19 protein-coding genes are annotated in these 22,113 nt (G+C 71.2%); 8 read left to right on the forward strand and 11 right to left on the reverse strand.

Features of this window, described 5'->3' with window-relative positions; all coding sequences use genetic code 11:
• The gene (locus ABD374_RS21480; protein WP_344497198.1) at nt 1–1,536 is read right to left on the reverse strand and encodes a ricin-type beta-trefoil lectin domain protein; all 1,536 of its coding nucleotides are present in this window, start codon (nt 1,534–1,536) and stop codon (nt 1–3) included.
• 117 nt (nt 1,537–1,653) lie between these two features.
• Here ABD374_RS21480 and ABD374_RS21485 point away from each other — a divergent pair, with 117 nt between their 5' ends.
• The 3 genes from ABD374_RS21485 to ABD374_RS21495 all read left to right on the forward strand — a co-directional run bounded on the left by ABD374_RS21485 (nt 1,654) and on the right by ABD374_RS21495 (nt 5,943).
• Nucleotides 1,654–3,069: a class II fumarate hydratase gene (locus ABD374_RS21485; protein ID WP_344497199.1), complete on the forward strand. Its 1,416-nt coding sequence runs from the start codon at nt 1,654–1,656 to the stop codon at nt 3,067–3,069.
• 89 nt (nt 3,070–3,158) lie between these two features.
• On the forward strand, nt 3,159–3,833 hold the full coding sequence (fomD, locus tag ABD374_RS21490; RefSeq protein ID WP_344497200.1) for a cytidylyl-2-hydroxypropylphosphonate hydrolase: 675 nt from the start codon (nt 3,159–3,161) through the stop codon (nt 3,831–3,833).
• Nucleotides 3,834–4,095: 262 nt separating this feature from the next.
• Complete coding sequence (locus ABD374_RS21495; protein WP_344497201.1) at nt 4,096–5,943, forward strand: SpoIIE family protein phosphatase; 1,848 nt, start codon at nt 4,096–4,098, stop codon at nt 5,941–5,943.
• Nucleotides 5,944–6,058: 115 nt separating this feature from the next.
• Here ABD374_RS21495 and ABD374_RS21500 read toward each other — a convergent pair whose 3' ends face one another.
• Nucleotides 6,059–8,434, reverse strand: coding sequence for a transglycosylase domain-containing protein (locus ABD374_RS21500; RefSeq protein ID WP_344497202.1), 2,376 nt, complete (start codon nt 8,432–8,434; stop codon nt 6,059–6,061).
• Nucleotides 8,435–8,684: 250 nt separating this feature from the next.
• On the opposite strand from ABD374_RS21500, the gene ABD374_RS21505 reads away from it, so the two are divergent.
• Both ABD374_RS21505 and ABD374_RS21510 read left to right on the forward strand, forming a co-directional pair.
• Nucleotides 8,685–9,635 (forward strand): SPFH domain-containing protein, encoded by a 951-nt coding sequence (locus ABD374_RS21505; protein WP_344497203.1) that lies wholly within the window; start codon nt 8,685–8,687, stop codon nt 9,633–9,635.
• Nucleotides 9,632–9,913 (forward strand): type II toxin-antitoxin system antitoxin, encoded by a 282-nt coding sequence (locus ABD374_RS21510; protein WP_344497204.1) that lies wholly within the window; start codon nt 9,632–9,634, stop codon nt 9,911–9,913. Before ABD374_RS21505 ends, ABD374_RS21510 begins: the two co-directional genes overlap by 4 nt.
• Before the next feature lie 131 nt (nt 9,914–10,044).
• Here ABD374_RS21510 and ABD374_RS21515 read toward each other — a convergent pair whose 3' ends face one another.
• Nucleotides 10,045–11,019 (reverse strand): hydrogen peroxide-inducible genes activator, encoded by a 975-nt coding sequence (locus ABD374_RS21515; protein ID WP_344497205.1) that lies wholly within the window; start codon nt 11,017–11,019, stop codon nt 10,045–10,047.
• A gap of 132 nt (nt 11,020–11,151) precedes the next feature.
• Here ABD374_RS21515 and ABD374_RS21520 point away from each other — a divergent pair, with 132 nt between their 5' ends.
• Complete coding sequence (locus ABD374_RS21520) at nt 11,152–11,706, forward strand: peroxiredoxin (protein WP_093799289.1); 555 nt, start codon at nt 11,152–11,154, stop codon at nt 11,704–11,706.
• A 5-nt stretch (nt 11,707–11,711) separates the two neighbouring features.
• Nucleotides 11,712–12,245, forward strand: coding sequence for an alkyl hydroperoxide reductase (locus tag ABD374_RS21525; RefSeq protein ID WP_344497229.1), 534 nt, complete (start codon nt 11,712–11,714; stop codon nt 12,243–12,245).
• A gap of 66 nt (nt 12,246–12,311) precedes the next feature.
• Here ABD374_RS21525 and ABD374_RS21530 read toward each other — a convergent pair whose 3' ends face one another.
• The 5 genes from ABD374_RS21530 to ABD374_RS21550 form a co-directional block, all read right to left on the reverse strand.
• On the reverse strand, nt 12,312–13,043 hold the full coding sequence (locus ABD374_RS21530; protein WP_344497206.1) for a hypothetical protein: 732 nt from the start codon (nt 13,041–13,043) through the stop codon (nt 12,312–12,314).
• Nucleotides 13,040–14,473 (reverse strand): AI-2E family transporter, encoded by a 1,434-nt coding sequence (locus ABD374_RS21535; protein ID WP_344497207.1) that lies wholly within the window; start codon nt 14,471–14,473, stop codon nt 13,040–13,042. Before ABD374_RS21535 ends, ABD374_RS21530 begins: the two co-directional genes overlap by 4 nt.
• A 120-nt stretch (nt 14,474–14,593) precedes the next feature.
• Nucleotides 14,594–15,352: an aggregation-promoting factor C-terminal-like domain-containing protein gene (locus tag ABD374_RS21540; protein ID WP_344497208.1), complete on the reverse strand. Its 759-nt coding sequence runs from the start codon at nt 15,350–15,352 to the stop codon at nt 14,594–14,596.
• A 431-nt stretch (nt 15,353–15,783) separates the two neighbouring features.
• Nucleotides 15,784–17,106: an RNA 5'-3' helicase PhoH2 gene (gene phoH2 / locus ABD374_RS21545; RefSeq protein ID WP_344497209.1), complete on the reverse strand. Its 1,323-nt coding sequence runs from the start codon at nt 17,104–17,106 to the stop codon at nt 15,784–15,786.
• 317 nt (nt 17,107–17,423) lie between these two features.
• Nucleotides 17,424–18,185, reverse strand: a complete 762-nt coding sequence (locus tag ABD374_RS21550) for an isoprenyl transferase (protein ID WP_344497210.1) — start codon at nt 18,183–18,185, stop codon at nt 17,424–17,426.
• Nucleotides 18,186–18,351: 166 nt separating this feature from the next.
• Between ABD374_RS21550 and mgrA the strand changes: the two genes are divergently transcribed.
• Entirely contained in the window at nt 18,352–19,389 is a 1,038-nt protein-coding gene (mgrA, locus tag ABD374_RS21555) for an L-glyceraldehyde 3-phosphate reductase (protein ID WP_344497211.1), read from the forward strand.
• A 348-nt stretch (nt 19,390–19,737) separates the two neighbouring features.
• Here mgrA and ABD374_RS21560 read toward each other — a convergent pair whose 3' ends face one another.
• From ABD374_RS21560 to ABD374_RS21570, 3 genes are all read right to left on the reverse strand, one after another.
• A complete protein-coding gene (locus ABD374_RS21560; RefSeq protein ID WP_425577297.1) occupies nt 19,738–20,097 on the reverse strand; it encodes a winged helix-turn-helix transcriptional regulator in 360 nt (119 codons plus the stop codon).
• A gap of 112 nt (nt 20,098–20,209) precedes the next feature.
• Nucleotides 20,210–21,328, reverse strand: coding sequence for a baeRF3 domain-containing protein (locus ABD374_RS21565; RefSeq protein ID WP_344497212.1), 1,119 nt, complete (start codon nt 21,326–21,328; stop codon nt 20,210–20,212).
• Nucleotides 21,329–21,449: 121 nt separating this feature from the next.
• Nucleotides 21,450–22,113: prepilin peptidase (locus ABD374_RS21570; RefSeq protein WP_344497213.1), on the reverse strand; the 664-nt coding region annotated here is incomplete at its 5' end.

Below are 22,113 nucleotides of genomic sequence, written 5' to 3' on the forward strand. Positions count from 1 at the left end.
TTACGCGAACCGCTGGTTCGCCGCGCCCGTGCAGGGCTGGAGCCGCAGCGGGTCCTTCGCCGCCGCGAGCGTCACGCACAGGCCCGCCGACGCCGCCGGGCGGATCGTGGAGCCGTCCCGCACGAACTGCTGGTTCGGCGCGCCCGAGCAGTCCCAGAGGACCAGGCCCGTGCCCGCCCCGTACTTCGCCCCGGGCACGTCGAGGCACCGGTCGTGGCTCAGTTCCGTGCGGAGCGACTTCCGTTCGGTGTCGTACCACCAGCCCTGGTTCCGGCCGCCGTGGCAGTCCCAGCCGCCGACCGCCGTCCCCTTGCGCGTCGTCGATCCGGGGACGTCGGCGCAGGTGCCCGTCCCCGTGTTCTTCAGCGGCTTGTACGCGTCGTCCCACGCCCCCGCGAAGAGCTCCGGCTTTCCCGTACTCGCCGGGTCCGCGCAGCTCGCCTCGCGCAGGGTGGAGTTGTAGATCTGGGTGACACAGGACGCGAAGGCCGCGTGGCCGCGGATGTTGGGGTGGAAGGACTGGCGGACCGAGTTCTCGTCCGGGAGGCCCGGCTTGGACAGGTCGATGTAGAGGCCGCGCGCCCAGGGGTCCTCCATGCACACCTCGTGGCCGTGGAAGAGGCGGGAGTTGTCGAGGTAGACGGAACCGGTACTGGCCGCCGCCCTGCGCATGCCGCGCTCGAAGGCCGGCACCGCGCTGTCGCGGCCCCAGGCCGCGTCCGAGTCGTATCCCGCGCAGCCTCCGGGGATCTTGCCGGGGAAGTTCGGGTTGTCCTTGATGTCGGGGCCGATGGGGCTGGGGTAGCCCATCACGACCATCTTGTAGTCGCCGTCGGCGTATCCGGCGTCGCGCATGACGCTGCGCAGGTCCCGGACCGTCTGCTCCACCTTGGGGACGAGCCCGTCGACGCGCGCCTGCCAGCCCGGGGCGTACTTGGGTTCGCAGGGGCCCTGGACGGTCAGCCAGCGCGTGACGCAGTCCGTCATCACCGGGCCGAACTGGAGGTCGTCGTTGGCTCCGGCGACCAGCAGGACCATCTTGATGCGGGTGTTGCGGGCCTTGACGGCCAGGTTGTCGCTCTGGACCAGTTCGTCGGCGTACTGCCTGGTTCCGCCGATCCTGATGTTGCCGGTGTACGCGCCCGAGCAGGAGACGTTGTACGTGACGTCGGCCGCGATGCCGGTGCGGTGGATCGCGGCGTCCGGCGAGCGGTGGCACCAGTTGCCGGGGCGGTTGGTGGCGGGGTCGTACGTGCCGACGCCCTCGCCGGATATCTCGCTGTCGCCCAGCGAGATCAGCCCGGTCCTGCGCTGGTCCATGGGCCGCTCGGCCGGGTCGCCGTAGAGCCGGGTGGCCTCGGCGGCCCGGACCGCCTCCAGTTCGGCCGGAAGGGGCGTGGACGCCGATGACATCCTGTCGGCGGCGGTGGCGGGGGTGGTCGCCGCCAGACCGCCGACGGCCGCCGCGAGCGCGGCGGTCGCGGCGACCGTGGAGCGAAGGACCGTAGAGCGGAGTCTGAGCCGTGTGCGCTGCATTGCGCCTCCCCGGTTTGTTGTTACCCCCGTTATTTACTGGTGGGTAGGCGACTTGGGAATACGCAGAACAAGACAAGTGCTCAACTTTTTCGAACTTTCCACAGGAGGTACGTGATCATGACGACCGACGACCACCGCGACGACCACCGGGACGCCTACCGCGTCGAGCACGACTCGATGGGTGAGGTACGGGTCCCGGCGCACGCCAAGTGGCGGGCCCAGACCCAGCGGGCCGTGGAGAACTTCCCCGTCTCCGGGCAGCGCCTGGAGCGCGCCCACATCGAGGCCCTGGCCCGCATCAAGGCGGCCGCCGCCCAGGTCAACGCCGAACTCGGCGTACTCGACAAGGACATCGCGCGGGCGGTCCAGGAGGCGGCCGGGGAGGTCGCCCAGGGGCGGTGGGACGAGCACTTCCCGGTGGACGTCTTCCAGACCGGCTCCGGCACGTCCTCCAACATGAACATGAACGAGGTCGTCGCCACGCTCGCCACCGAGCGCCTCGGCAGCCCCGTCCACCCCAACGACCACGTCAATGCCTCCCAGTCGTCCAACGACGTGTTCCCGTCGTCCATCCACATCGCGGCCACCGCCGCCGTGACGGGCGATCTGATCCCGGCCCTCGACCACCTCGCGGCCGCCCTGGAGCGCAAGGCGGTTCAGTTCGCGGACGTCGTCAAGTCGGGCCGTACGCACCTGATGGACGCCACGCCCGTCACCCTGGGCCAGGAGTTCGGCGGCTACGCGGCGGCCGTGCGCTACGGCGTGGAGCGGCTGCGGGCCTCCCTGCCCCGCCTGGCCGAACTGCCCCTGGGCGGTACGGCGGTCGGCACCGGCATCAACACCCCGCCCGGCTTCTCCGCCGCCGTCATCGCCGAGATCACCCGCGCCACCGGGCTGCCGCTCACCGAGGCCCGCGACCACTTCGAGGCGCAGGGCGCGCGGGACGGGCTCGTCGAGGCGTCCGGCCAGCTCCGTACGATCGCGGTCTCCCTCACCAAGATCTGCAACGACCTGCGCTGGATGGCCTCGGGACCGCGCACCGGATTGGCCGAGATCAGCCTTCCGGACCTCCAGCCGGGCTCCTCGATCATGCCCGGCAAGGTGAATCCGGTCGTTCCCGAGGCCGTTCTGATGGTCGCGGCCCAGGTGACGGGCAACGACGCGACGGTCGCGGCGGCCGGCGCCGCGGGCAACTTCGAGCTCAACGTCATGCTTCCGGTGATGGGGAAGAACCTCCTGGAGTCGGTGCGGCTGCTCGCCAACGCGTCCCGGCTGCTGGCCGACCGTACGGTCGACGGCATCACGGCCGACGTCGAACGCGCCCGCACCTACGCGGAGTCGTCGCCGTCCGTCGTCACCCCGCTCAACCGGTACATCGGCTACGAGGAGGCCGCGAAGGTCGTCAAGAAGTCCCTCGCCGAGCAGAAGACCATCCGCGAAGTCGTCCTGGAGTCCGGGTACGTCGAGCGGGGCGACCTCACCGTGGCGCAGCTCGACGAGGCATTGGACGTGCTGCGCATGACATACCCGTGACATGCCTCTGACGTATCTCTGAACCCACCTCCGGCGCAGCCGTGACCTCGGTCGCAGCGCCCCGCCACCCGTACTCCTAAGATCTGCTCATGACAGATACGGCGGGTGAGACGGGCGGGGCGCGCTGGGCGCCGGGGGACCACATCCTCTGGCGCTACCGCGGCAACGCCTCCGACCGGATCCACATCTGCCGCCCCGTCACGGTCGTCCGCGACACCGACGAGATCCTCGCGGTGTGGATGGCGCCGGGCACCCCGTGCGTACGGCCGGTGCTGGCGGACGGCACGCCCGTGCACGAGGAGCCGCTCGCCACCCGCTACACGGCGCCGCGCACCACGACCACCTCGCGGTGGTGGGGCACCGGCGTGCTGAAGCTGGCGCGGCCCGGCGAGCCCTGGTCGGTGTGGCTGTTCTGGGACCAGGGCTGGCGGTTCAAGAACTGGTACGTGAACCTGGAGGAGCCGCGCACCCGCTGGTCGGGCGGGGTCGACTCCGAGGACCACTTCCTCGACATCGCCGTGCACCCGGACCGCGCCTGGCAGTGGCTCGACGAGGACGAGTTCGCCCAGGCCCGCCGGGTCGGGCTGCTGAGCGCCGCCCAGGCACGGCGGGTGCGGGCCGCGGGGCGGGCCGCGGTCGACGTGATCAGCGCGTGGGGCGCCCCGTTCCGCGACGGCTGGGAGCACTGGCGGCCCGATCCGAAATGGGCCGTGCCCCGATTGCCCGATGACTGGGACCGCACTCCTGTTCACATGGCACCGTGAGACCCTTGATACGCCCCCATGGGCCAAACGTAGGATCGTCTTCCGCACCATCGAGCGCACTGGACGCACCGGGCCCGCCGGCAACTGGCGGTCCCCGAAAAGGAACTGACCGTATGTCACCACAGGGGGGTGGAGCCGTGCCCGCGAGCAAGTCCGCGGAGTTCCGGGACCGCCACCCTGACGAGGCCGCCCGCAGAGCGGGTATACCGCCCCACAGAGCGATTGCCTCGCACAAGCTCCCCGGACGGACGGAACCCCACGCGTGACGGAGCACCAGTCCACCTCGCACGAAGGCCGGCAGCCCCTGGTCGCCAGGCCGCACGAGCGCACCCGGCCACGGCAGGAGGAGGTGTCCGCGGTGGTGCCAAGTCCTGCGGCAGCTCCCACGCCGGCCGCCGGCGGAGTCCCGGAGCCCGTCGGGGCGACCAGAGGAGAGGGAGACCGGCTGCGGTTCGTGGGGGCGGCGACGCGGCGGATCGCGCGCGGCATCGACCTCGACGAGATCGTGCTCGGCCTGTGCCGGGCGTCCGTGCCGACCTTCACCGACGCGATCCTCGTGTACCTGCGCGACCCGCTCCCGGTCGGCGACGAGCGTCCCGCCGTGCCCTTCATGCTGCGCCTGCGCCGCACCGACCGGCTGCGTTCGGCCGACGACGGGACCGAGGAGCTCGACCTCCAGGCCGAGCCGATGCCCGCGCCGCAGCTGTGCGAGGTACGCAGCGGCGGGGCCCTCGCCGAGGTGCTCAGGGGCGTACGCCCGGTGTTCGGCGACTCCGCGTCCGCCCGGGCGGCCCTGTCCGAGCTGCTCGGGGACTCCATGGGACTGCCGGGCGGACGCCGTGCGATCCTGGCGCCGCTGCGCGGCCGGCGCCGGGTGATCGGCGCCGCCGTGTTCCTGCGCCGCCCGGAGCGGCACGCCTTCGAGGCGAACGACCTGCTGGTCGCCGCCCAGCTGGCGACGCACACGGCGCTCGGCATCGACAAGGCGGTGCTGTACGGGCGTGAGGCGTACATCGCCGACGAGCTCCAGCGCACCATGCTGCCCGACTCGCTCCCCCAGCCGACCGGCGTCAAGCTGGCCTCGCGCTACCTGCCGGCCGCCGAGACGGCCCGCGTCGGTGGTGACTGGTACGACGCGATCCCGCTGCCGGGCAGCCGCGTCGCGCTCGTCGTCGGCGACGTCATGGGGCACTCCATGACATCCGCCGCGATCATGGGCCAGCTGCGGACGACGGCGCAGACCCTCGCCGGTCTCGACCTGCCGCCGCAGGAGGTCCTGCACCACCTCGACGAGCAGGCGCAGCGGCTGGGCTCGGACCGCATGGCGACCTGCCTGTACTGCGTCTACGACCCGGTCTCGCACCGGATCACCATCGCCAACGCGGGGCACCCGCCGCCCGTACTGCTGCACCTGGGCGGCCGGGCCGAGGTCCTCCGGGTGCCGCCGGGCGCTCCCATCGGCGTCGGCGGGGTCGACTTCGAGGCCGTCGAGCTGGACGCCCCGGCGGGCGCCACGCTGCTGCTGTACACCGACGGGCTGGTCGAGTCGCGGCTGCGGGACGTGTGGACGGGCATCGAGCAGCTGCGGGAGCGGCTCGCCGCCACCGCGCAGCTGACGGGGCCCGACCACTCCCCGCCGCTGGAAGCCCTGTGCGACGACGTACTCGACATGCTCGGGCCCGGTGACCGCGACGACGACATCGCGCTGCTCGCCGCCCGTTTCGACGGGATCGCGCCGAGCGATGTCGCGTACTGGTTCCTGGAGCCTGAGGAGCAGGCGCCCGGCCGGGCTCGCAGGCTGGCGCGGCGGGCACTGGTGCGCTGGGGTCTGGAGGAGCTGAGCGACTCGGTGGAGCTGCTGGTCAGCGAGGTGGTGACGAACGCGGTGCGGTACGCCGAGCGGCCCGTGACGCTGCGGTTGCTGCGGACGGACGTACTGCGCTGCGAGGTCGGCGACGACTCGCCGCAGCTGCCGCGGCAGCGGCGGGCGCGGGAGACGGACGAGGGCGGGCGCGGGCTCTTCCTGGTGAACCGGCTGGCGAGACGGTGGGGCGCGACGCGGCTGTCGTCCGGCAAGGTCGTCTGGTTCGAGCTCGCCACCCGCTCGTAGCCGCTCCGCGGCTCGGTGCGCACGGCTGCGGCGGACACCCGGTGGTGTCCGCCGCAGCCGTGCGGGCGCTGTCCGTCAGGGCGCCCGCCCCGGTGTGTCCGTCAGGCGTGTCCGTTCAGGGACGCGGCGGCCGGGTGTCGTCGCGGCCGCCGATGTTCGTGCCGCCCTCGGTGATGCCGCCGTCGGTGTCCCCGCCGCCGGTGTCACCGCCCGTGTCGCCGCCACCGGTGTCCCCGCCGCCGGTGTCACCGCCCGTGTCGCCGCCACCGGTGTCCCCGCCGTCCGTGGCGCCACCGTCGTCCGCACCGCCGTCGGCGCCCTCGGTGTCACCGCCGCCGGTGGCGGGCGGGGTGGTCGTCACGGTCGGGTCCGGGGACTTGCTCGTCGGCGTACGGCTCGGGGGCGTGCTGGACGGCGTGTCGGCCGGAGGCGTGGTCGGGGTCGCCGGGGGCGTGGTCGGCGTACGGGTCGGTTCGGGGGTGTCGGTCGGCGGGGGCGAATAGGTGTCGTCCGGGTCGATCTCCAGGTCGAAGTCGGCGTCGGAGCCGCCGCCCAGGGCGCCGCGGGTGTAGTCCGCCCAGATCTTGGCGGGGAAACCGCCACCGCTGGCGCGGCCGGCGTTGGCCGTACCGGTCAGGGAGACCTGCCCGCCGCCCCGCTTCGTGGACTCGCCGAAGATGGCCACGGCGGTGGAGAGTTCGGGGGTGTAGCCGACGAACCAGGCGGAGCGGTTCTTCTCCGACGTGCCGGTCTTGCCCGCCGCGTTGTAGGCCGGGCTGTAGACCTGGCGCCCCGTACCGTTCCTCACGACTCCGGTCAGCACCTTGGTCACGCTGTCCGCCGTCGACCGGTCGACGACCTGCTCGGGGGCCGGCTCGGGGAGATCCACCCGGCCGCCCTCGCGGTCCTTGTGCTCCGCGGACTTCACGATGGTCGGCGTGACCTTCCTGCCGTGGTTGTCGAGCGTCGCGTAGACGCCCGCCATGTCCATCGTGCTGGCGCCCATCACACCGAGGGACATGGCGGGGCGCTCGTCGAAGCCGCCCTTGTCCTCCATGCCCAGGCCGAGGGCGGTCTCCTTGACGCGCGCGGGGCCGACGTCCACGGCCATCTGCGCGAAGACGGAGTTGACCGAACTGGCCATGGCCTGCTCGACGGGGATGGGCCCGAAGCTCCTGCCCAGGTCGTTCTGCGGGGCGAAGGGGGTGGGGCTGCCCTCGACGGGGCGCTTGCTGGTGCCGTCGTAGATCGTGTGGGGCGTGATGGGCCGGCCGTCCTGCGTCGTGGAGTCGTTCTCCAGGGCGGCGGCGAGGACGACGGGCTTGAAGGTCGAGGCCGGCTGGTAGTCGGAGCGGGTGGCATTGGAGAGGTAGTGCTCGGTGGCGCCCACGCCCCCGTACAGCGCGACGACCTTGCCGGTCTTCGGGTCCACCGAGGTCGCGCCGGCCTGGAGGGTCGCGTCGACCTTGTTCTTCTTGCGGTCGAGCTGGGACTCCAGTTGCCGCTCGACCGCCCGCTCCAGCGCCTTCTGGCGCTTCTCGTCGATGTTGAGCGTGATCGTCCAGCCGCCCGCGTCGAACTCGGCGTCGCTGACGCCCTGCTTCTTCAGCTCGGCCTTCGCGGCGTCGACCATGTAGCCGGTCTGGCCCTCCATACCGGCGGCGCCCTTGGGGTCCTCCGGTATGTCGAACTTCATGGCGTCGCGCTCGGTCCGGTCGAGCGCCTTCATCTCGATCATGTTGTCGAGTACGTAGTTCCAGCGCTCCTCGACCAGCTTCCTGCTGGTGGGGCTTGCCACCGCCCAGTCGTACTGGCTGGGGGCCTGGAGGAGCGCCGCGAGGTACGCGCCCTGCGAGACGGTCAGCTCCTCGGCGTCGACGCCGTAGTACGCCTGGGCCGCGGCCTGGATGCCGTACGCGCCGCGTCCGAAGTAGCTGGTGTTGAGATACCCGGCCAGGATGTATTCCTTGCTCTGCTTCCGGTCCACCTTGATGGAGATCACAAGCTCCCTGAGCTTGCGGGTGACCGTCTGGTCCTGGGTCAGGTAGTAGTTCTTCACGTACTGCTGGGTGATGGTCGAGCCACCCTGCTTGCCCTTGCCCGTGACGGTGTTGAGCAGGCCGCGCGCGGTGCCCCTGAAGTCGACGCCGGAGTCCTTGTAGAAGTTCTGGTTCTCGGCGGCCACGAAGGCGGTCTGGACGTCCTTGGGGATCTTGGCGAGCGGGAGGATCTCACGGTTGACCTCGCCGGACCGGGCCATGATCTCGCCGTCGCTGTACTTGTAGACGTTGCTCTGCAGCTTGGCCTCGGCGTTGGCCGCCGGTACCGGGACCCATATGTACAGGGCCACGAAGACGCCCATCAGGAGCAGGCAGAGCCCGAAGAAGGTGCCCAGCACCTTCTTCCAGGTGAAGAAGCGGCGTATGCCTCCCGGCTTCTTCGCCCGGCGCGCACCGCGCTTCCGGTCCTGTCGCGCTTCCGCTCGGCCCATTGGTCCGTAACTCCGCTCGTCGAGTCCCCCGGATGTCAGCTCAGAAAGCTAACACCGCACCTGCGGACAAAGGGCTGCCGATCCGCCCTTTTCCGTACGTGACAATCAGCACCTGTCTCACTGGAACCGACTCATGAGGAGGCTCCAGGGTTGCGAAAACCCCCGCACAGGTTTACGAACGCCCAAAAAGTGATATCACTTTGCTAGAACAACCGGAGCACCACCAGCGCACGAAACCGGGGGGACCACCATGCCCACGACCAGCCCGTCCACGCCCAGCCCGTCCGTACCTGCCGACCTGCCCGAGATGCCCGCGCCACGCGTCCGCGAGAGGGCCGCGCACAGCATCGGCGGCGGCCTCGCCCTGCTGCTGGGCCTGCTGGGGCTGCTCGCCGGGGCGGCCCTCGCCGTCTTCGGCGCCACCCTCACCACGACCGGACCGAAGGCCGCGCTCATCGTCGCCGGCATCCTGGTCGCCTTCGCCGCGTTCCTCGCGATGTGCGGCCTCAACATGGTCGCGCCGGGCGAGGCCCGCGTCGTCCAGCTCTTCGGGCGCTACCGCGGCACCATCCGCACCGACGGGCTGCGCTGGGTCAACCCGCTGACCACCCGCTCGAAGATCTCGACCCGGATCAGGAACCACGAGACCGCGGTCCTCAAGGTCAACGACGCCTACGGCAACCCGATCGAGCTGGCCGCGGTGGTGGTCTGGAAGGTGGAGGACACCGCGCAGGCCACGTTCGAGGTCGACGACTTCCTGGAGTTCGTCGCCACCCAGACCGAGGCCGCCGTACGCCACATCGCCATCGAGTACCCCTACGACGCCCACGACGAGGACGGCCTGTCCCTGCGCGGCAACGCCGAGGAGATCACCGAGAAGCTCGCGGTCGAGCTGCACGCGCGCGTCGAGGCGGCCGGGGTCCACATCATCGAGTCCCGCTTCACCCACCTCGCGTACGCGCCCGAGATCGCGTCGGCGATGCTCCAGCGCCAGCAGGCCGGCGCGGTCGTCGCGGCGCGCAAGCAGATCGTCGAGGGGGCGGTCGGGATGGTGGAGATGGCGCTCACCCGGATCGCCGAGCAGGACATCGTCGAGCTCGACCCGGACCGCAAGGCGGCGATGGTCAGCAACCTGATGGTGGTGCTGTGCGGTGACCGGTCCGCCCAGCCCGTCCTCAACACCGGCACCCTTTACCAGTGACGGACGAGACTCCCCGGCGGAAGCAGCCGCAGCGGCAGCGCAAGCAGGTGCTGCTGCGGCTGGATCCCGTCGTGTACGACGCCCTGGCCCGCTGGGCGTCCGACGAGCTGCGCAGCGCGAACGCGCAGATCGAGTTCCTGCTGCGGCGGGCGCTGTCGGAGAGCGGCAGGCTCCCCGGCGGGGCGGCGCCGATCCGCCGCCGGGGGCGGCCCCCGAAGGAGCCGGACGCGGACACGGACGCGGACACGGACGCGGAAACGGAGCCCCCGGCCCCGTAGGAGCCCCGGTCCTGCGGGGCCGTTCCCCACCCCGCCCCTTCCCGCCACCGGGGCCCCGCTCCCCCAGGCCGGAGGGGCTGGATCCCCCGTCCCCTCCGGCGTTCGAGGGCAAGGCCCGAAGGACCCCCATCTCACCCCGCGCCGGCCACCACCCGCACCGGCAGCCTCCGCATCGCCTCCCGCAGCGCCTGCGCGAACGTCTCGAACTCGCTCTGGCGCGCCGCCCCCGTCCGCATCGCCAGTGCGACCCGGCGCGACGGCGCCGGGTCGGCGAAGTACCCCGTCACCAACTGGTCGTTGCGGTCCGTCTCCACCTTCACCGCCGTGCGCGGCAACAGCGTCACCCCGAGCCCGCCCGCGACCAGCTGCACCAGCGTGGAGAGGCCGGCGGCGGTCGTCGTGACCGGTGCGCCCTGGGTGCGGCCCGCCTCCCGGCAGATGTCGAGCGCCTGGTCGCGCAGGCAGTGCCCCTCGTCGAGCAGCAGCAGAGGCAGCTCCCTGAGCGCCTCGCGCGGTATGCCGGCGCGCCCGCCCAGTCCGTGGCCCCGCGGGGTGACCAGCACGAAGTCCTCGTCGAACAGCGGCAGTTCGGCCACCCCCGGCACCCCGAGCGGCACCGCGAGCAGCAGCAGGTCGAGCCGCCCCGCCGCCAGCCCCTCCAGCAGCGAGGACGTCTGCTCCTCGTGCACCTGGAGGTCCAGTTCCGGATACCGCTCGTGTACGAGGGTGAGCACCGTCGGCAGCAGGTACGGCGCCACCGTCGGGATCACCCCGAGCCTGAGCACCCCGGTGAAGGGCGCCCGTACCGCCTCCGCCTCCTCCATCAGCTCGCCCACCGCGTCGAGCACGGCCCGGGCCCGCACCGCGAGCCGCTCCCCCGCCGGAGACAGCAGGACCTTGCGCGTCGTACGCTCGACGAGCTGCACGCCGAGGGTCTCCTCCAGCGCCGAGACCGCCCCGGACAGCGCCGGCTGACTCATGCCGATCGCGGCGGCAGCATCCCTGAAGTGCAGATACTCGGCGACGGCGGCGAACGCGCGCAGCTGCGCGAGGCTGGGCTGCTTGCCCTTGCCGCCGTTCCCACCGCTCCCGGCACCACTGGCCACTGATAACCACCTCCGATCGGATCAAGCCAGTCTAGCTATTTCCGCGATCAATGCTTCTTGTGTCACTGTGGGGATCCGTCCAACCCCCAGGAACCTCCCGTAACGGGATTTCCTTCTCTGCAAGGAGCGCGTGTGCTCACTGTTGGTGACCAGTTCCCCACGTACGACCTCACTGCCTGTGTGTCCCTGGAGGCCGGCAAGGAGTTCGAGCAGATCAACCACAAGTCCTACGAGGGCAAGTGGCGCGTCGTCTTCGCGTGGCCCAAGGACTTCACCTTCGTCTGCCCGACCGAGATCGCCGCCTTCGGCAAGCTGAACGACGAGTTCGCCGACCGCGACGCGCAGGTCCTCGGCTTCTCCGGCGACTCCGAGTTCGTGCACCACGCCTGGCGCAAGGACCACCCGGACCTGACCGACCTGCCGTTCCCGATGCTGGCCGACTCCAAGCACGAGCTCATGCGTGACCTCGGCATCGAGGGCGAGGACGGCTTCGCGCAGCGCGCCGTCTTCATCGTCGACCCGAACAACGAGATCCAGTTCACGATGGTGACCGCCGGTTCCGTGGGCCGTAACCCCAAGGAGGTCCTCCGGGTCCTCGACGCGCTCCAGACCGACGAGCTGTGCCCGTGCAACTGGACCAAGGGCGAGAACACCCTGGACCCCGTCGCCCTGCTGTCGGGCGAGTGACTGACATGGCACTCGACGAGCTGAAGTCCGCCGTACCGGACTACGCCAAGGACCTGCGCCTGAACCTCGGCTCGGTCATCGGCAACAGCGACCTCCCGCAGCAGCAGCTGTGGGGCACGGTCCTGGCCTGCGCGATCGCCTCGCGGTCGCCCCGGGTGCTGCGTGAGCTGGAGCCGGAGGCGAAGGCCAACCTCAAGCCCGAGGCGTACACCGCCGCCAAGTCCGCCGCCGCGATCATGGCGATGAACAACGTCTTCTACCGCACGCGCCACCTGCTCTCCGACCCGGAGTACGGGACGCTGCGCGCCGGTCTGCGGATGAACGTCATCGGCAACCCGGGCGTCGAGAAGGTCGACTTCGAGCTGTGGTCGCTCGCGGTCTCCGCGATCAACGGCTGCGGCCAGTGCCTGGACTCGCACGAGCAGGTCCTGCGCAAGGCCGGTGTCGAGCGCGAGACGATCCAGGAGGCGGTCAAGATCGCCGCGGTGATCCAGGCCGTCGGCGTGACCATCGACTCCGAGGCCGTCCTGGCCGAGTAGTCGGCAGTACGCACCTGAGGGGCCCCGGCGGACGCGATGTCCGCCGGGGCCCCTCACGCGTGTGCGTCAGCCCTTGAGCGCGGCCATGAGGTCCCGCACGTCCTCGATCATGGAGGCTTCGAGCGGGGGCGGTTCCGGCTCTGACCCGGCATCGTCCGGCGGCGGTTCCTGGTCGCCGTACCCCATGGTGGGGGTGACCCGGAGGTCGAACACCGCGCCGCCGTCCAGGACGATCAGCCGCCGGCCCTCCATCTCGCCCGGCTCCGTCAGCAACGCCGTCTCCCCGAGGCCGACGATTCCCACCGTCAGCGGCGGCACCACGTCGCCGTGGCGGGGCTGGTCGATGAGGGCCTCGAACTCCGGCTCGGGGTCGGTCTTCTTGTGCAGTTCGACATCGAGCCACACCTCGTAGCTCACCGCGGCCCCGTCCTCGGACGGCTTTCCCCTCGGATCGAAGCCGAAGACACAACGGGCGGTGTCCAGGGCGCTGTGCTCGCTCGCCACCTCGACCGGGTCTTCCGACGGCTTCCCGAGCTCCAGCGACAAGGCCGTCAGCTCGGCCTTGGCACACAACCCTTTGCCCACCCGGTAGCCCCGTGTGTCGACCGCCTGCCCCGCCCCCACCGCGTACAGCCCGCCCGCCCACACCGCCGAAGCGGCCACCGCGCCGCCCACGGCCCACAGCCACGGCCGGCGGCCGTGCGGCCCCCCGGGGTGTTGTTCCCCGTCCGTGCTCGTCACGGTCTCGGGGGCCTGCGCGGCCGGGAAGTCCCCCACCAGCTCCGGTTCGGAGATCACTCCTGGCCCACCGCGCCCTCCCCCTGCGCCGGCACCGGCGCGGACGCGGATGCCGGCGCGGGTCCAGGTTCCGGTGCGGGTGCCTGCGCCGGTCCGGCCGCTGTGGCGCCCCGCGGCTCCGGCGCCGTACGCAGCGCCGTCTCCATGCTGTACGTCCGCAAGTAGCCGACCACCGTGTTGGTCACCGCCACCAGCGGCACCGCCACCACCGCGCCGCCGATGCCGGCGACCAGACCGCCCGCCGCGACCGCGAGGACGACGGCCAGCGGATGCACCCGGACCGCGCGGCCGAGGATGAACGGCTGGAGCACGTGGCCCTCGATCTGCTGTACGGCCAGTACGACGATCAGCACCATCAGCGCCGTGAACACGCCCTGCGTGACCAGCGCGACGACCACCGCCAGCGCGCCCGACATGACCGCGCCGACCAGCGGGATGAAGGCGAACAGGAAGATGAAGACGGCGAGCGGCACGGCCATCGGTACGTCGAGGAACCAGATCCCGAGGCCGATGAATATCGCGTCGATCAGGGCCACTATCACCGTGCCCCGCACGTACGCGGTGAGCGTGCGCCACGCGCGCGGCCCCGCGCCCGCGACGCCGGGCCTGGCCTGCGCGGGCACCAGCTTGAGCGTCCACTGCCAGATGCGCTTGCCGTCGTACAGCAGGAAGAGCGTCGAGAACATCGCGAGCAGCATGCCGGTGAGGAGCTCGACGATCACGGTGACGCCCTGGAGGCCCGCCGAGGTGATCTCCTCGGTGTTGGTGGCGACCGCGTCGGTGAGGTTCTCCGCGATGTCGTTGATCTGCTTCTCGGTCACGTGGAACGGACTGTTGAGCAGCCAGCGCTTGAGCTCCTCGATGCCGTCCTTGAGCCGGTCGGAGAGGTTGTCGATGTTCTCCATGACCTGCCACACCACGAACCAGCCGACCAGACCCATGACGACGAAGCCGAGGACCGCGGTGACGGCGGTGGCGAGGCCGCGCGGCAGTCCGGTCCTGCGCAGCCGGGCGACCGTGGGCTGGAGCATCGCGGTGACGAGCAGGGCGGCGGCGAAGGCGAGGACCACCAGCTGCACAGCGCTGATGATCTTCATCAGCACCCAGAGCGTGCCCGCCAGCACGAGCAGCCGCCAGCTCGCCTCGGCCGCCACGCGCATCCCCCACGGGACGGCGGCGACGGGGTCGGGCCGGGCGGCGACGGCGGGGGCGTAGGCGGGCGGCGCGGGGACGTGCTCGACACCGGCGTCCGCGGAGCCGTACGGCGGCGCGCCGCCGGGGCCCGTGGCGTCGTCGGCCTCGGCCTCGGCGCGGCGCTCGTTCAGCCGCTCCCCGATCCGGGACAGTCCCGCTCCCAGCCGGCCGAGCCATCCCGGCTGTATCTGTTGCTGCGGCTGTGGTTCCGGCTGTGGCTCTGGCTGTGTTGACATGTCGCTCTCTCTTCTTCCCCGTCGCGGTCCCCCGGGGGAGACACCGGTCCGACCGTACACGCGCAGAACCCCCCACCGTAGGACGGTGAGGGGCTCTGCGAGGTTGAGCTGCCGCCGGTACTAGTACCAGTGGTTGGCCTGCCAGAACGACCAGGCGCCGCAGGGGCTGCCGTAGCGCTCGTCCATGTAGTTCAGGCCCCACTTGATCTGGGTGGCGGGGTTGGTCCGCCAGTCGGCGCCCGCGGAGGACATCTTGGAGGCGGGCAGCGCCTGCACGAGGCCGTAGGCACCGGACGAGGGGTTGCTCGCCTGGTAGTTCCACGTCGACTCGTGGTTCACGATGTTGCTGAAGCACTGGAACTGGTCGCCCGGCACCATCTGCCGCGCCATCGCCTGGACCTCGGCGACGGTGTAGGAGCTCTTCGCGGAGAAGCTGGTGGCGTCACGCGTGGCGGAGCGGCTGGCGGCCTGCTCCTTCTGCTCCTCGCGCTCCTTGGCTTCCTCGGCGGCCTTCGCCCTCGCCTTCGCTTTCGCTTCCTCGGCCGCCTTGCGGTCCGCTTCGGCCTTCGCCTCGGCGGCCTCCTTCTTGGACTTGGCGTCCTTGGCCGCCTGGAGGCGGGCCGATTCCTCCGCGGCCTTCTTCGCGTTCACATCGGCGGCATAGGCCTGTGCGTCGGCCTGCTGCGTCAGGGACGCGGTCTGCACCTGGGCCTGCTGGCCGGCAGGGATGTCTGCGAGGAGCGTCATGTCGGCTGCGGTCGCCTCGAAGTTCTCGTTCGAGGGCTGAGTGTCGCCCGAGGCGACGCCCACGACGGCGCCGACAGTGGTGACCGCGGTAGCCGAAGCCACGGCGAATCCCCGGACCGAAATCCGGCTCACACGGTTTCCTTCCAGCAGTGCCCGCTCGGGTGACCTCGCGGACGCAATCGTGCCCCTGGCACTGGCCTTCCCTCGCGTTGGTTCGGGGAGGCGCGGACCCGGTGGGCAACTCCTCTGCGGGAGCGCCGCGTAGTGACTCGGGCGGCATACGGCGACGGCTGTTGAGTTGTGTGGTGCCGCATCCTCGTGAGGAGGCGGCGTACTGGTGTGCCGTATGCGGGGCCTGACGGAAGCAAGACTCTGCCGGAAGCGGACGCCGGGAAGCAATTATTCGTTGCGTGGGAAAGCTCACACGCCGTTTGTCCCACTCGTTTCACCGAAATTTCCCCGCAGCGCGACGCCGCCCGGCTAGGATCCTGCGCCCGGCCGGACGGCGCCAACTGCCTTTCCCCCCTTATGGGATGAGAGGGGTCAGAGGGAGACCAGAGGACTCAGAGGTGCACGTCCTCCAGCATTTCGGTCACCAGTGCGGCGATCTGCGAGCGCTCCGAACGGGTGAGAGTGACGTGCGCGAAGAGCGGATGGCCCTTCAGCTTCTCGACGACGGCGACCACTCCGTCGTACCGGCCGACCCTCAGGTTGTCGCGCTGGGCGACATCGTGGGTCAGCACCACCCGTGAATTCGCCCCGATCCGGGACAGAACGGTCAACAGGACGTTCCGTTCCAGCGACTGGGCCTCGTCCACGATCACGAACGCGTCGTGCAGCGAGCGGCCCCGGATGTGCGTGAGCGGCAGCACTTCGAGCATGCCGCGCCCCAGCACTTCCTCGATCACCTCGCGGCCCGCCACGGCCGACAGCGTGTCGAAGACCGCCTGCGCCCAGGGGCTCATCTTCTCGGACTCGGAGCCGGGCAGATAACCGAGCTCCTGCCCGCCCACCGCGTACAGCGGCCGGAAGACCATCACCTTCTTGTGCTGCCGCCGCTCCAGCACCGCCTCAAGACCCGCGCAGAGCGCCAGCGCCGACTTTCCGGTGCCCGCGCGCCCGCCCATCGAGACGATGCCGACGTCCGGGTCGAGGAGCAGGTCCAGCGCCACCCGCTGCTCGGCGCTGCGCCCGTGGATGCCGAACGCCTCCCGGTCGCCGCGTACGAGCCGGACCGTGCCCTCGGCGGTCACCCGGCCCAGCGCCTTGCCGCGCTCGGACTGGATGACCAGGCCCGTATGGACGGGAAGGTCCGCGGCGGCCGGTTCGTACACCGTCTCCTCGGTGTAGAGCAGGTCCACCTGTTCGGCGGAGAGCGTCAGTTCCGCCATCCCGGTCCAGCCGGAGTCGGTGATGGCGAGCTCCGCCCGGTACTCCTCGGCGAGCAGTCCGACCGAGGACGCCTTGATCCTCAGCGGCAGGTCCTTCGACACGACGGTCACGTCGAACCCCTCGGCCTGGAGGTTGCGTGCCACCGCCAGGATCCGTGAGTCGTTGTCCCCCAATCGATAGCCGGCCGGGAGCACGCCGGGATCGGAGTGGTTGAGCTCGACACGGAGCGTTCCGCCCAGGTCGCCCATCGGGATGGGGGCGTCGAGGCGTCCGTACCTGATCCGGCAGTCGTCGAGCAGGCGCAGGGCCTGCCGGGCGAAGTAGCCGAGTTCCGGATGGTGCCTCTTGGCCTCCAACTCCGTGACCACGACGATCGGCAGCACGACTTCGTGCTCGTCGAAGCGGGACATGGCGTTGGGGTCGGCCAGCAGGACGCTGGTGTCGAGAACGTAAGTGCGCCTGTCGGGCATGCGGCGCTTTGTGCTGGTCACCACGGAAGGACGTACCCCCTCTGAAGACGAGCCTGAGGTCGGGGTGCGACGGCGTCGCGAGCGGTGGGACCGGGCTCGGACCGCGATGCGCGGGCCGAACTCCGGCCCTCCGCTTCGTCCACGCTCCGCGCGTGGTCGTCCTGGTGCACGGGGCCTCCCGGGCGAGCGGACTTGCCGCTCACTGAGATACGGCGTCCGTGGACCGGACGTCGACCTGGAAGGGGTATTCCCTTTCTCGCCCGTCGTCATGCCATGGCATATGACACCTCGTGAGGCGGGAACCTTCCCGCGCCTCCCGGTGTACGCACGGGCGCCGCGGATCAGGTCCCGTAGCGCCGGTGGCGGGCCGCGTAGTCACGCAGGGCGCGCAGGAAGTCGACCTTGCGGAAGGCCGGCCAGAAGACTTCGCAGAAGTAGTACTCCGAGTGGGCGCTCTGCCAGAGCATGAAGCCCGAGAGCCGCTGCTCGCCGCTGGTGCGGATCACCAGGTCAGGGTCCGGCTGGCCGCGCGTGTAGAGGTGTTCCGAGATGCGCTCGACGTCGACGAGCTCGGCGACCTCCTCCAGGGAGGTGCCCTTCCCGGCGTGCTCCATCAGGAGCGAGCGCACGGCGTCCGCGATCTCCTGGCGGCCTCCGTAGCCCACGGCGACGTTGACGAGTATCCCGTCGTTGCCGATCGTGGCCTGCTCGGCCTCCTTGAGCACGGACTGGGTACGGGCGGGCAGCACGTCCAGCGTCCCGACGTGGTGCACGCGCCAGCGGCCGTCGGCGGCGAGGTCGCGGACCGCGCCCTCGATGATGCCGAGCAGCGGCGTCAGCTCGGCCTCGGGGCGGTCCAGGTTCTCGGTGGAGAGCATCCAGAGCGTGACGACCTCGACGTCCGTCTCGGCACACCAGCCGAGCAGCTCCTGGATCTTGCTGGCACCCGCCTTGTGTCCCTGCTCGGTGGTGCCGCCGGAGGCCTTCGCCCAGCGCCGGTTGCCGTCGAGGATCACGCCGATGTGCTTGGGCACCTGGTCGTGGTCGAGACGGCCTTCCACCCTGCGTGCGTACAGCCTGTACACCAGGTCGCGCAGGTTCACTGGGTCTCACCTCATGGCGTCGTGCGTGTCGGTCGTCCCGCGGGACCATCAGGCACGCGCGGCCGTTGTCCGCCGCACACGTGCGGTCCCGAAGCGGCCACACTACTGCGCGGCCGTCCCGGCGGCCCAACCCGGCCTGTCACAAGTCCGTGATAAGGAGGGGAATGTGACTGATTCCCCTTCGTACCTCGCTGCCGGTGACCGCTACGACTCCATGGAGTACCGGCGCACCGGCCGCAGCGGTCTCAAGCTGCCCGCCGTCTCGCTCGGCCTCTGGCACAACTTCGGCGACGACCGCGCGCTGGACTCGCAGCGCGCGATCCTGCGCCGCGCGTTCGACCTCGGTGTGACGCACTTCGACCTCGCGAACAACTACGGCCCGCCGGCCGGCTCCGCCGAGCTGAACTTCGGGAAGATCTTCGCCCAGGACTTCGCCCCGTACCGGGACGAGCTGGTCATCTCCACCAAGGCCGGCTACCTGATGCACCCCGGGCCGTACGGAGAGTGGGGTTCGCGCAAGTACCTGCTGTCCTCGCTGGACGCCTCGCTGTCCCGGATGGGCCTCGACCACGTCGACATCTTCTACTCCCATCGCTTCGACCCGGAGACCCCGCTCGAGGAGACGATGGGCGCGCTGGCGTCCGCGGTGAAGCAGGGCAAGGCGCTCTACGCCGGTGTGTCGTCGTACAACTCCGAGCAGACCGCCGAGGCGGCCGGGCTGCTGCGGGAGATGGGCGTACCGGCCCTGATCCACCAGCCCTCGTACTCGATGATCAACCGCTGGACCGAGGACGACGGCCTGCTCGACACCCTGGAGGAGGCCGGCATGGGCTGCATCTCGTTCGTGCCGCTCGCGCAGGGGCTGCTCACCGGGAAGTACCTGAAGGGCATCCCGGAGGGCTCGCGCGCCACGCAGGGCAAGTCGCTCGACCCGCAGCTGCTGTCGGACGAGGTCGTACGCCGTCTGAACGGGCTGAACGACATCGCGGCGCGGCGCGGCCAGTCCCTCGCCCAGCTGGCGCTGTCGTGGGTGCTGCGCGACCCGCGCATGACGTCGGCGCTGATCGGCGCGTCGAGCGTGCGGCAGCTGGAGGAGAACGTCGCGGCGCTGGGCGGGCCCGCCCTGTCCGACGAGGAACTGAAGGAGATCGACACCTTCGCGGTCGACACCGAGGGCACCAACATCTGGGCCGGGCGGGGCTGACGGCACTGACGACATGAAAAAACGGGCCGGTCCGTGGGGGGGATACGGACCGGCCCGAGGGGGGGTTTCCACCATAACCCTTCGTGAGGGGTGCTCGGGGCCGCGCCCCGCCAAAAGTCGGTCCTGATTTTTTTCGCGCAGGCGACTGGACGGCCACCGGGCCAGTCGGCCCTAGGGAAAATACGCTTCTGCGGGCCGCTCCCCGTAACCCCCAAGAGCTAACCCGGCGGAGGGACCCGACTTGACGCTCCGCTTACGGCCGGGACACTCAGCGCTCTCCCCGCCCTCCGCGCCGCCGTCTTGCGCGCCCCTCCCGCACCCGTCCCGCGGCCCGTCCCGCACTCCGCCCTACGCCACGTCGCGGTGCTTGGCGGCGAGGATCTGGTCCATGTGCCGGGTGGCCCAGGCGCCGAGCGGGCCGAGAGCCTCGTTGAGGCCCTCGCCCATCTCCGTGAGCGAGTACTCGACGCGCGGCGGGACCTCCCGGTACACCTCGCGGTGGACGATGCCGTCCGCCTCCAGCTCGCGCAGCTGCTGGATCAGCATCTTCTCGCTGACGCCGGGCACCTGACGCTTGAGCTGCCCGAAGCGGAGGGTGCCCTCGTGGTCCAGCGCCCAGAGGATCAGTGCCTTCCACTTGCCGCCCACCACGTCCATCCCGGCGTCGATGCCGCAGACGTAAGGTCCGGTGCCGTTGCTCACTGCCAACTCCTCTGTCCGTACCAGCTGTTGCCGACTGTACGGGAGCGGATGACGGCACGGCAGGACCGCTCGCCGGGGGAGACGGCGGGGCCGGGGGCGGTCCGGGGCGGCCCCGGGGTCAGTAGCGGAGGGCCGCCGCCAGTCCCTGGGCGTCCGCCAGGGACTCGTCGGGGACGAAGACGACCTCGCCGTCCGCGGACAGCACCGTCTCCACCAGCGAGTCGACGATGTCCTCCTCCGCGCCCTCGGTGTCCGCCTCCGCCTCGTCCAGCAGGGTGAGGGTCGCGCGCTGTGCGCCCTCGACGGTCTCGGGGCGGGCCGTGACGCGCAGCCCCTCCTCGACGACGAGCAGCGCGACCCGGCCCTCGCCCGCCGCCTGCCACACGTCCTGCACGCCCGCCGCGTAGCGCTTGCCGCTGCGGGCCTCGTCGAGCGCGTGCCGCGCGCGCGCCGTGTCGCCGTCGGCGAGGGCCTGGCGGGCCGGGGCCAGTTGCGCGGAGAGCTCCGCCGGCGTCGTGTGCGTCAGCCCGCCCACCTCAAGGTCGACGACGATCGCCTGCCCGTGGCTGGTGACCTCGCGGTAGATCGAGAGGTGCTTGCTCAGCCCGACCAGCACGACCGGCAGCGGAGTCGCCCGGAGCACGCCCGTGAGCTTCCTGTCGGCGTCCATGAGCATGTTCCGGAAGTCCTGGGTGGTCCACTGGCCGCCGTCACGGCTGGGCGCCTTCTCGCGTTCCGCGCCCGACGAGACGACCGGGAAGTCCGACTCGTGGTCCTCGGTCACCTGGTCGCCGTGCCCGCGCCACAGCCGCACCTCCCCCGTGCTGAGCACGAGGACCAGGTACGGCCGCTCCCGCGCCTCCAGGGCGACCAGGTTGCGGGTGAGGTACGTCGTATTGATCACGATGCGCTCGGGCACGGACCCGCCGACGAGGAAGCTCCGGTGCTCCTCGGGCGAGGCGTAGACGACGAGGCCGCCGCCGAAGTACTCCGGGTCGAGCTCGTCGGCGGCGGCGGCCAGGTGCTGGGCGACTGCGGCCGCCTGGGCCTTGGTGACCTCGGGGTCGCCGGCGAGGCGCTTCTCGGCCTCGCCGAGGAGGTTGCGCAGGCGGATGTCGTCCTGCTGGCTCTCCGGCCAGTGCCGGTGCGTGGGCAGTGTGACCGATACCGCCGGGTACGGGCGGGGCTTGCGCAGTTCGGCGAGCAGTTCCGGGGTGGGGCGGGTCGGCTGCGTCATTCGGGCACTCCTGGCTGCGGCTGCGGCGGTGGATCGCGGGCAGGCGGCTTCCCGTGCCGCCCGTCCGTCCATACGTGCGTCTCATGGCAACTTCTCACGATTGTCCGGTTGGCGCGCGCGGTCAGGCGCCCGGTCCGCCCGGTCCGCTCAGTCCGCCCAGCAGCAGACCCGCCAGGGCCCCGGCGATCATGAAGGGGCCGAACGGGATCGCGGTCCTGCGCCCGGCGCGCCGCAGGACCATCAGCCCGACGCCGTACACCGCACCGAGCAGGAACCCGGCGAACGTCCCGGCGAAGAGGACCGGCCATCCGTACCAGCCGAGCGCGGTGCCCAGGGCGACGGCCAGTTTGACGTCGCCGAAGCCCATGCCGTTCGGATTGATCAGGAAGAGGAGGAAGTAGCCGCCGCCGAGGGCCACGCCGCCGAGCAGCGCGGCCGGCCACGACCCGCCGCCGCCGGGCAGCAGCGCGGCCGGCCCCAGCAACGCGGCGGTCGCGGCGGCGAGCGGCAGGGTCAGTACGTCGGGCAGCCGGTGCACGCGGTGGTCCACCACCGCGAGGAGCACCGCGAACGGCGCCAGCAGCAGCCACACCGCGAGCTCGGGCCGGGCGCCGGTCGCGGCGGCGAGCAGCGCGCACACGAGGGCGGTGAGGAGAGCGTGGCGGGCGGTGTGGCGGACGGTGTGCGGGTACGGCGCGGGGGCGGGCCCCCGGTGCGGTGCGCCGGCCGGCGCGCGTACCGGCGCGGCGGCGCCCGCACGCACCGCCGCCGCGCACCCCGGGCGG

Origin of the sequence: Streptomyces enissocaesilis, from assembly GCF_039533765.1 — a bacterium.
GTDB lineage: Bacteria > Actinomycetota > Actinomycetes > Streptomycetales > Streptomycetaceae > Streptomyces > Streptomyces enissocaesilis.

Bases quoted from the DNA above. Each gene is read 5' to 3' on its own strand.
- ABD374_RS21480 (WP_344497198.1), bottom strand. From the start codon at position 1,536: ATGCAGCGCACACGGCTCAGACTCCGCTCTACGGTCCTTCGCTCCACG.
- ABD374_RS21485 (WP_344497199.1), top strand. From the start codon at position 1,654: ATGACGACCGACGACCACCGCGACGACCACCGGGACGCCTACCGCGTC.
- fomD (WP_344497200.1), top strand. From the start codon at position 3,159: ATGACAGATACGGCGGGTGAGACGGGCGGGGCGCGCTGGGCGCCGGGG.
- ABD374_RS21500 (WP_344497202.1), bottom strand. From the start codon at position 8,434: ATGGGCCGAGCGGAAGCGCGACAGGACCGGAAGCGCGGTGCGCGCCGG.
- ABD374_RS21505 (WP_344497203.1), top strand. From the start codon at position 8,685: ATGCCCACGACCAGCCCGTCCACGCCCAGCCCGTCCGTACCTGCCGAC.
- ABD374_RS21525 (WP_344497229.1), top strand. From the start codon at position 11,712: ATGGCACTCGACGAGCTGAAGTCCGCCGTACCGGACTACGCCAAGGAC.
- ABD374_RS21535 (WP_344497207.1), bottom strand. From the start codon at position 14,473: ATGTCAACACAGCCAGAGCCACAGCCGGAACCACAGCCGCAGCAACAG.
- ABD374_RS21565 (WP_344497212.1), bottom strand. From the start codon at position 21,328: ATGACGCAGCCGACCCGCCCCACCCCGGAACTGCTCGCCGAACTGCGC.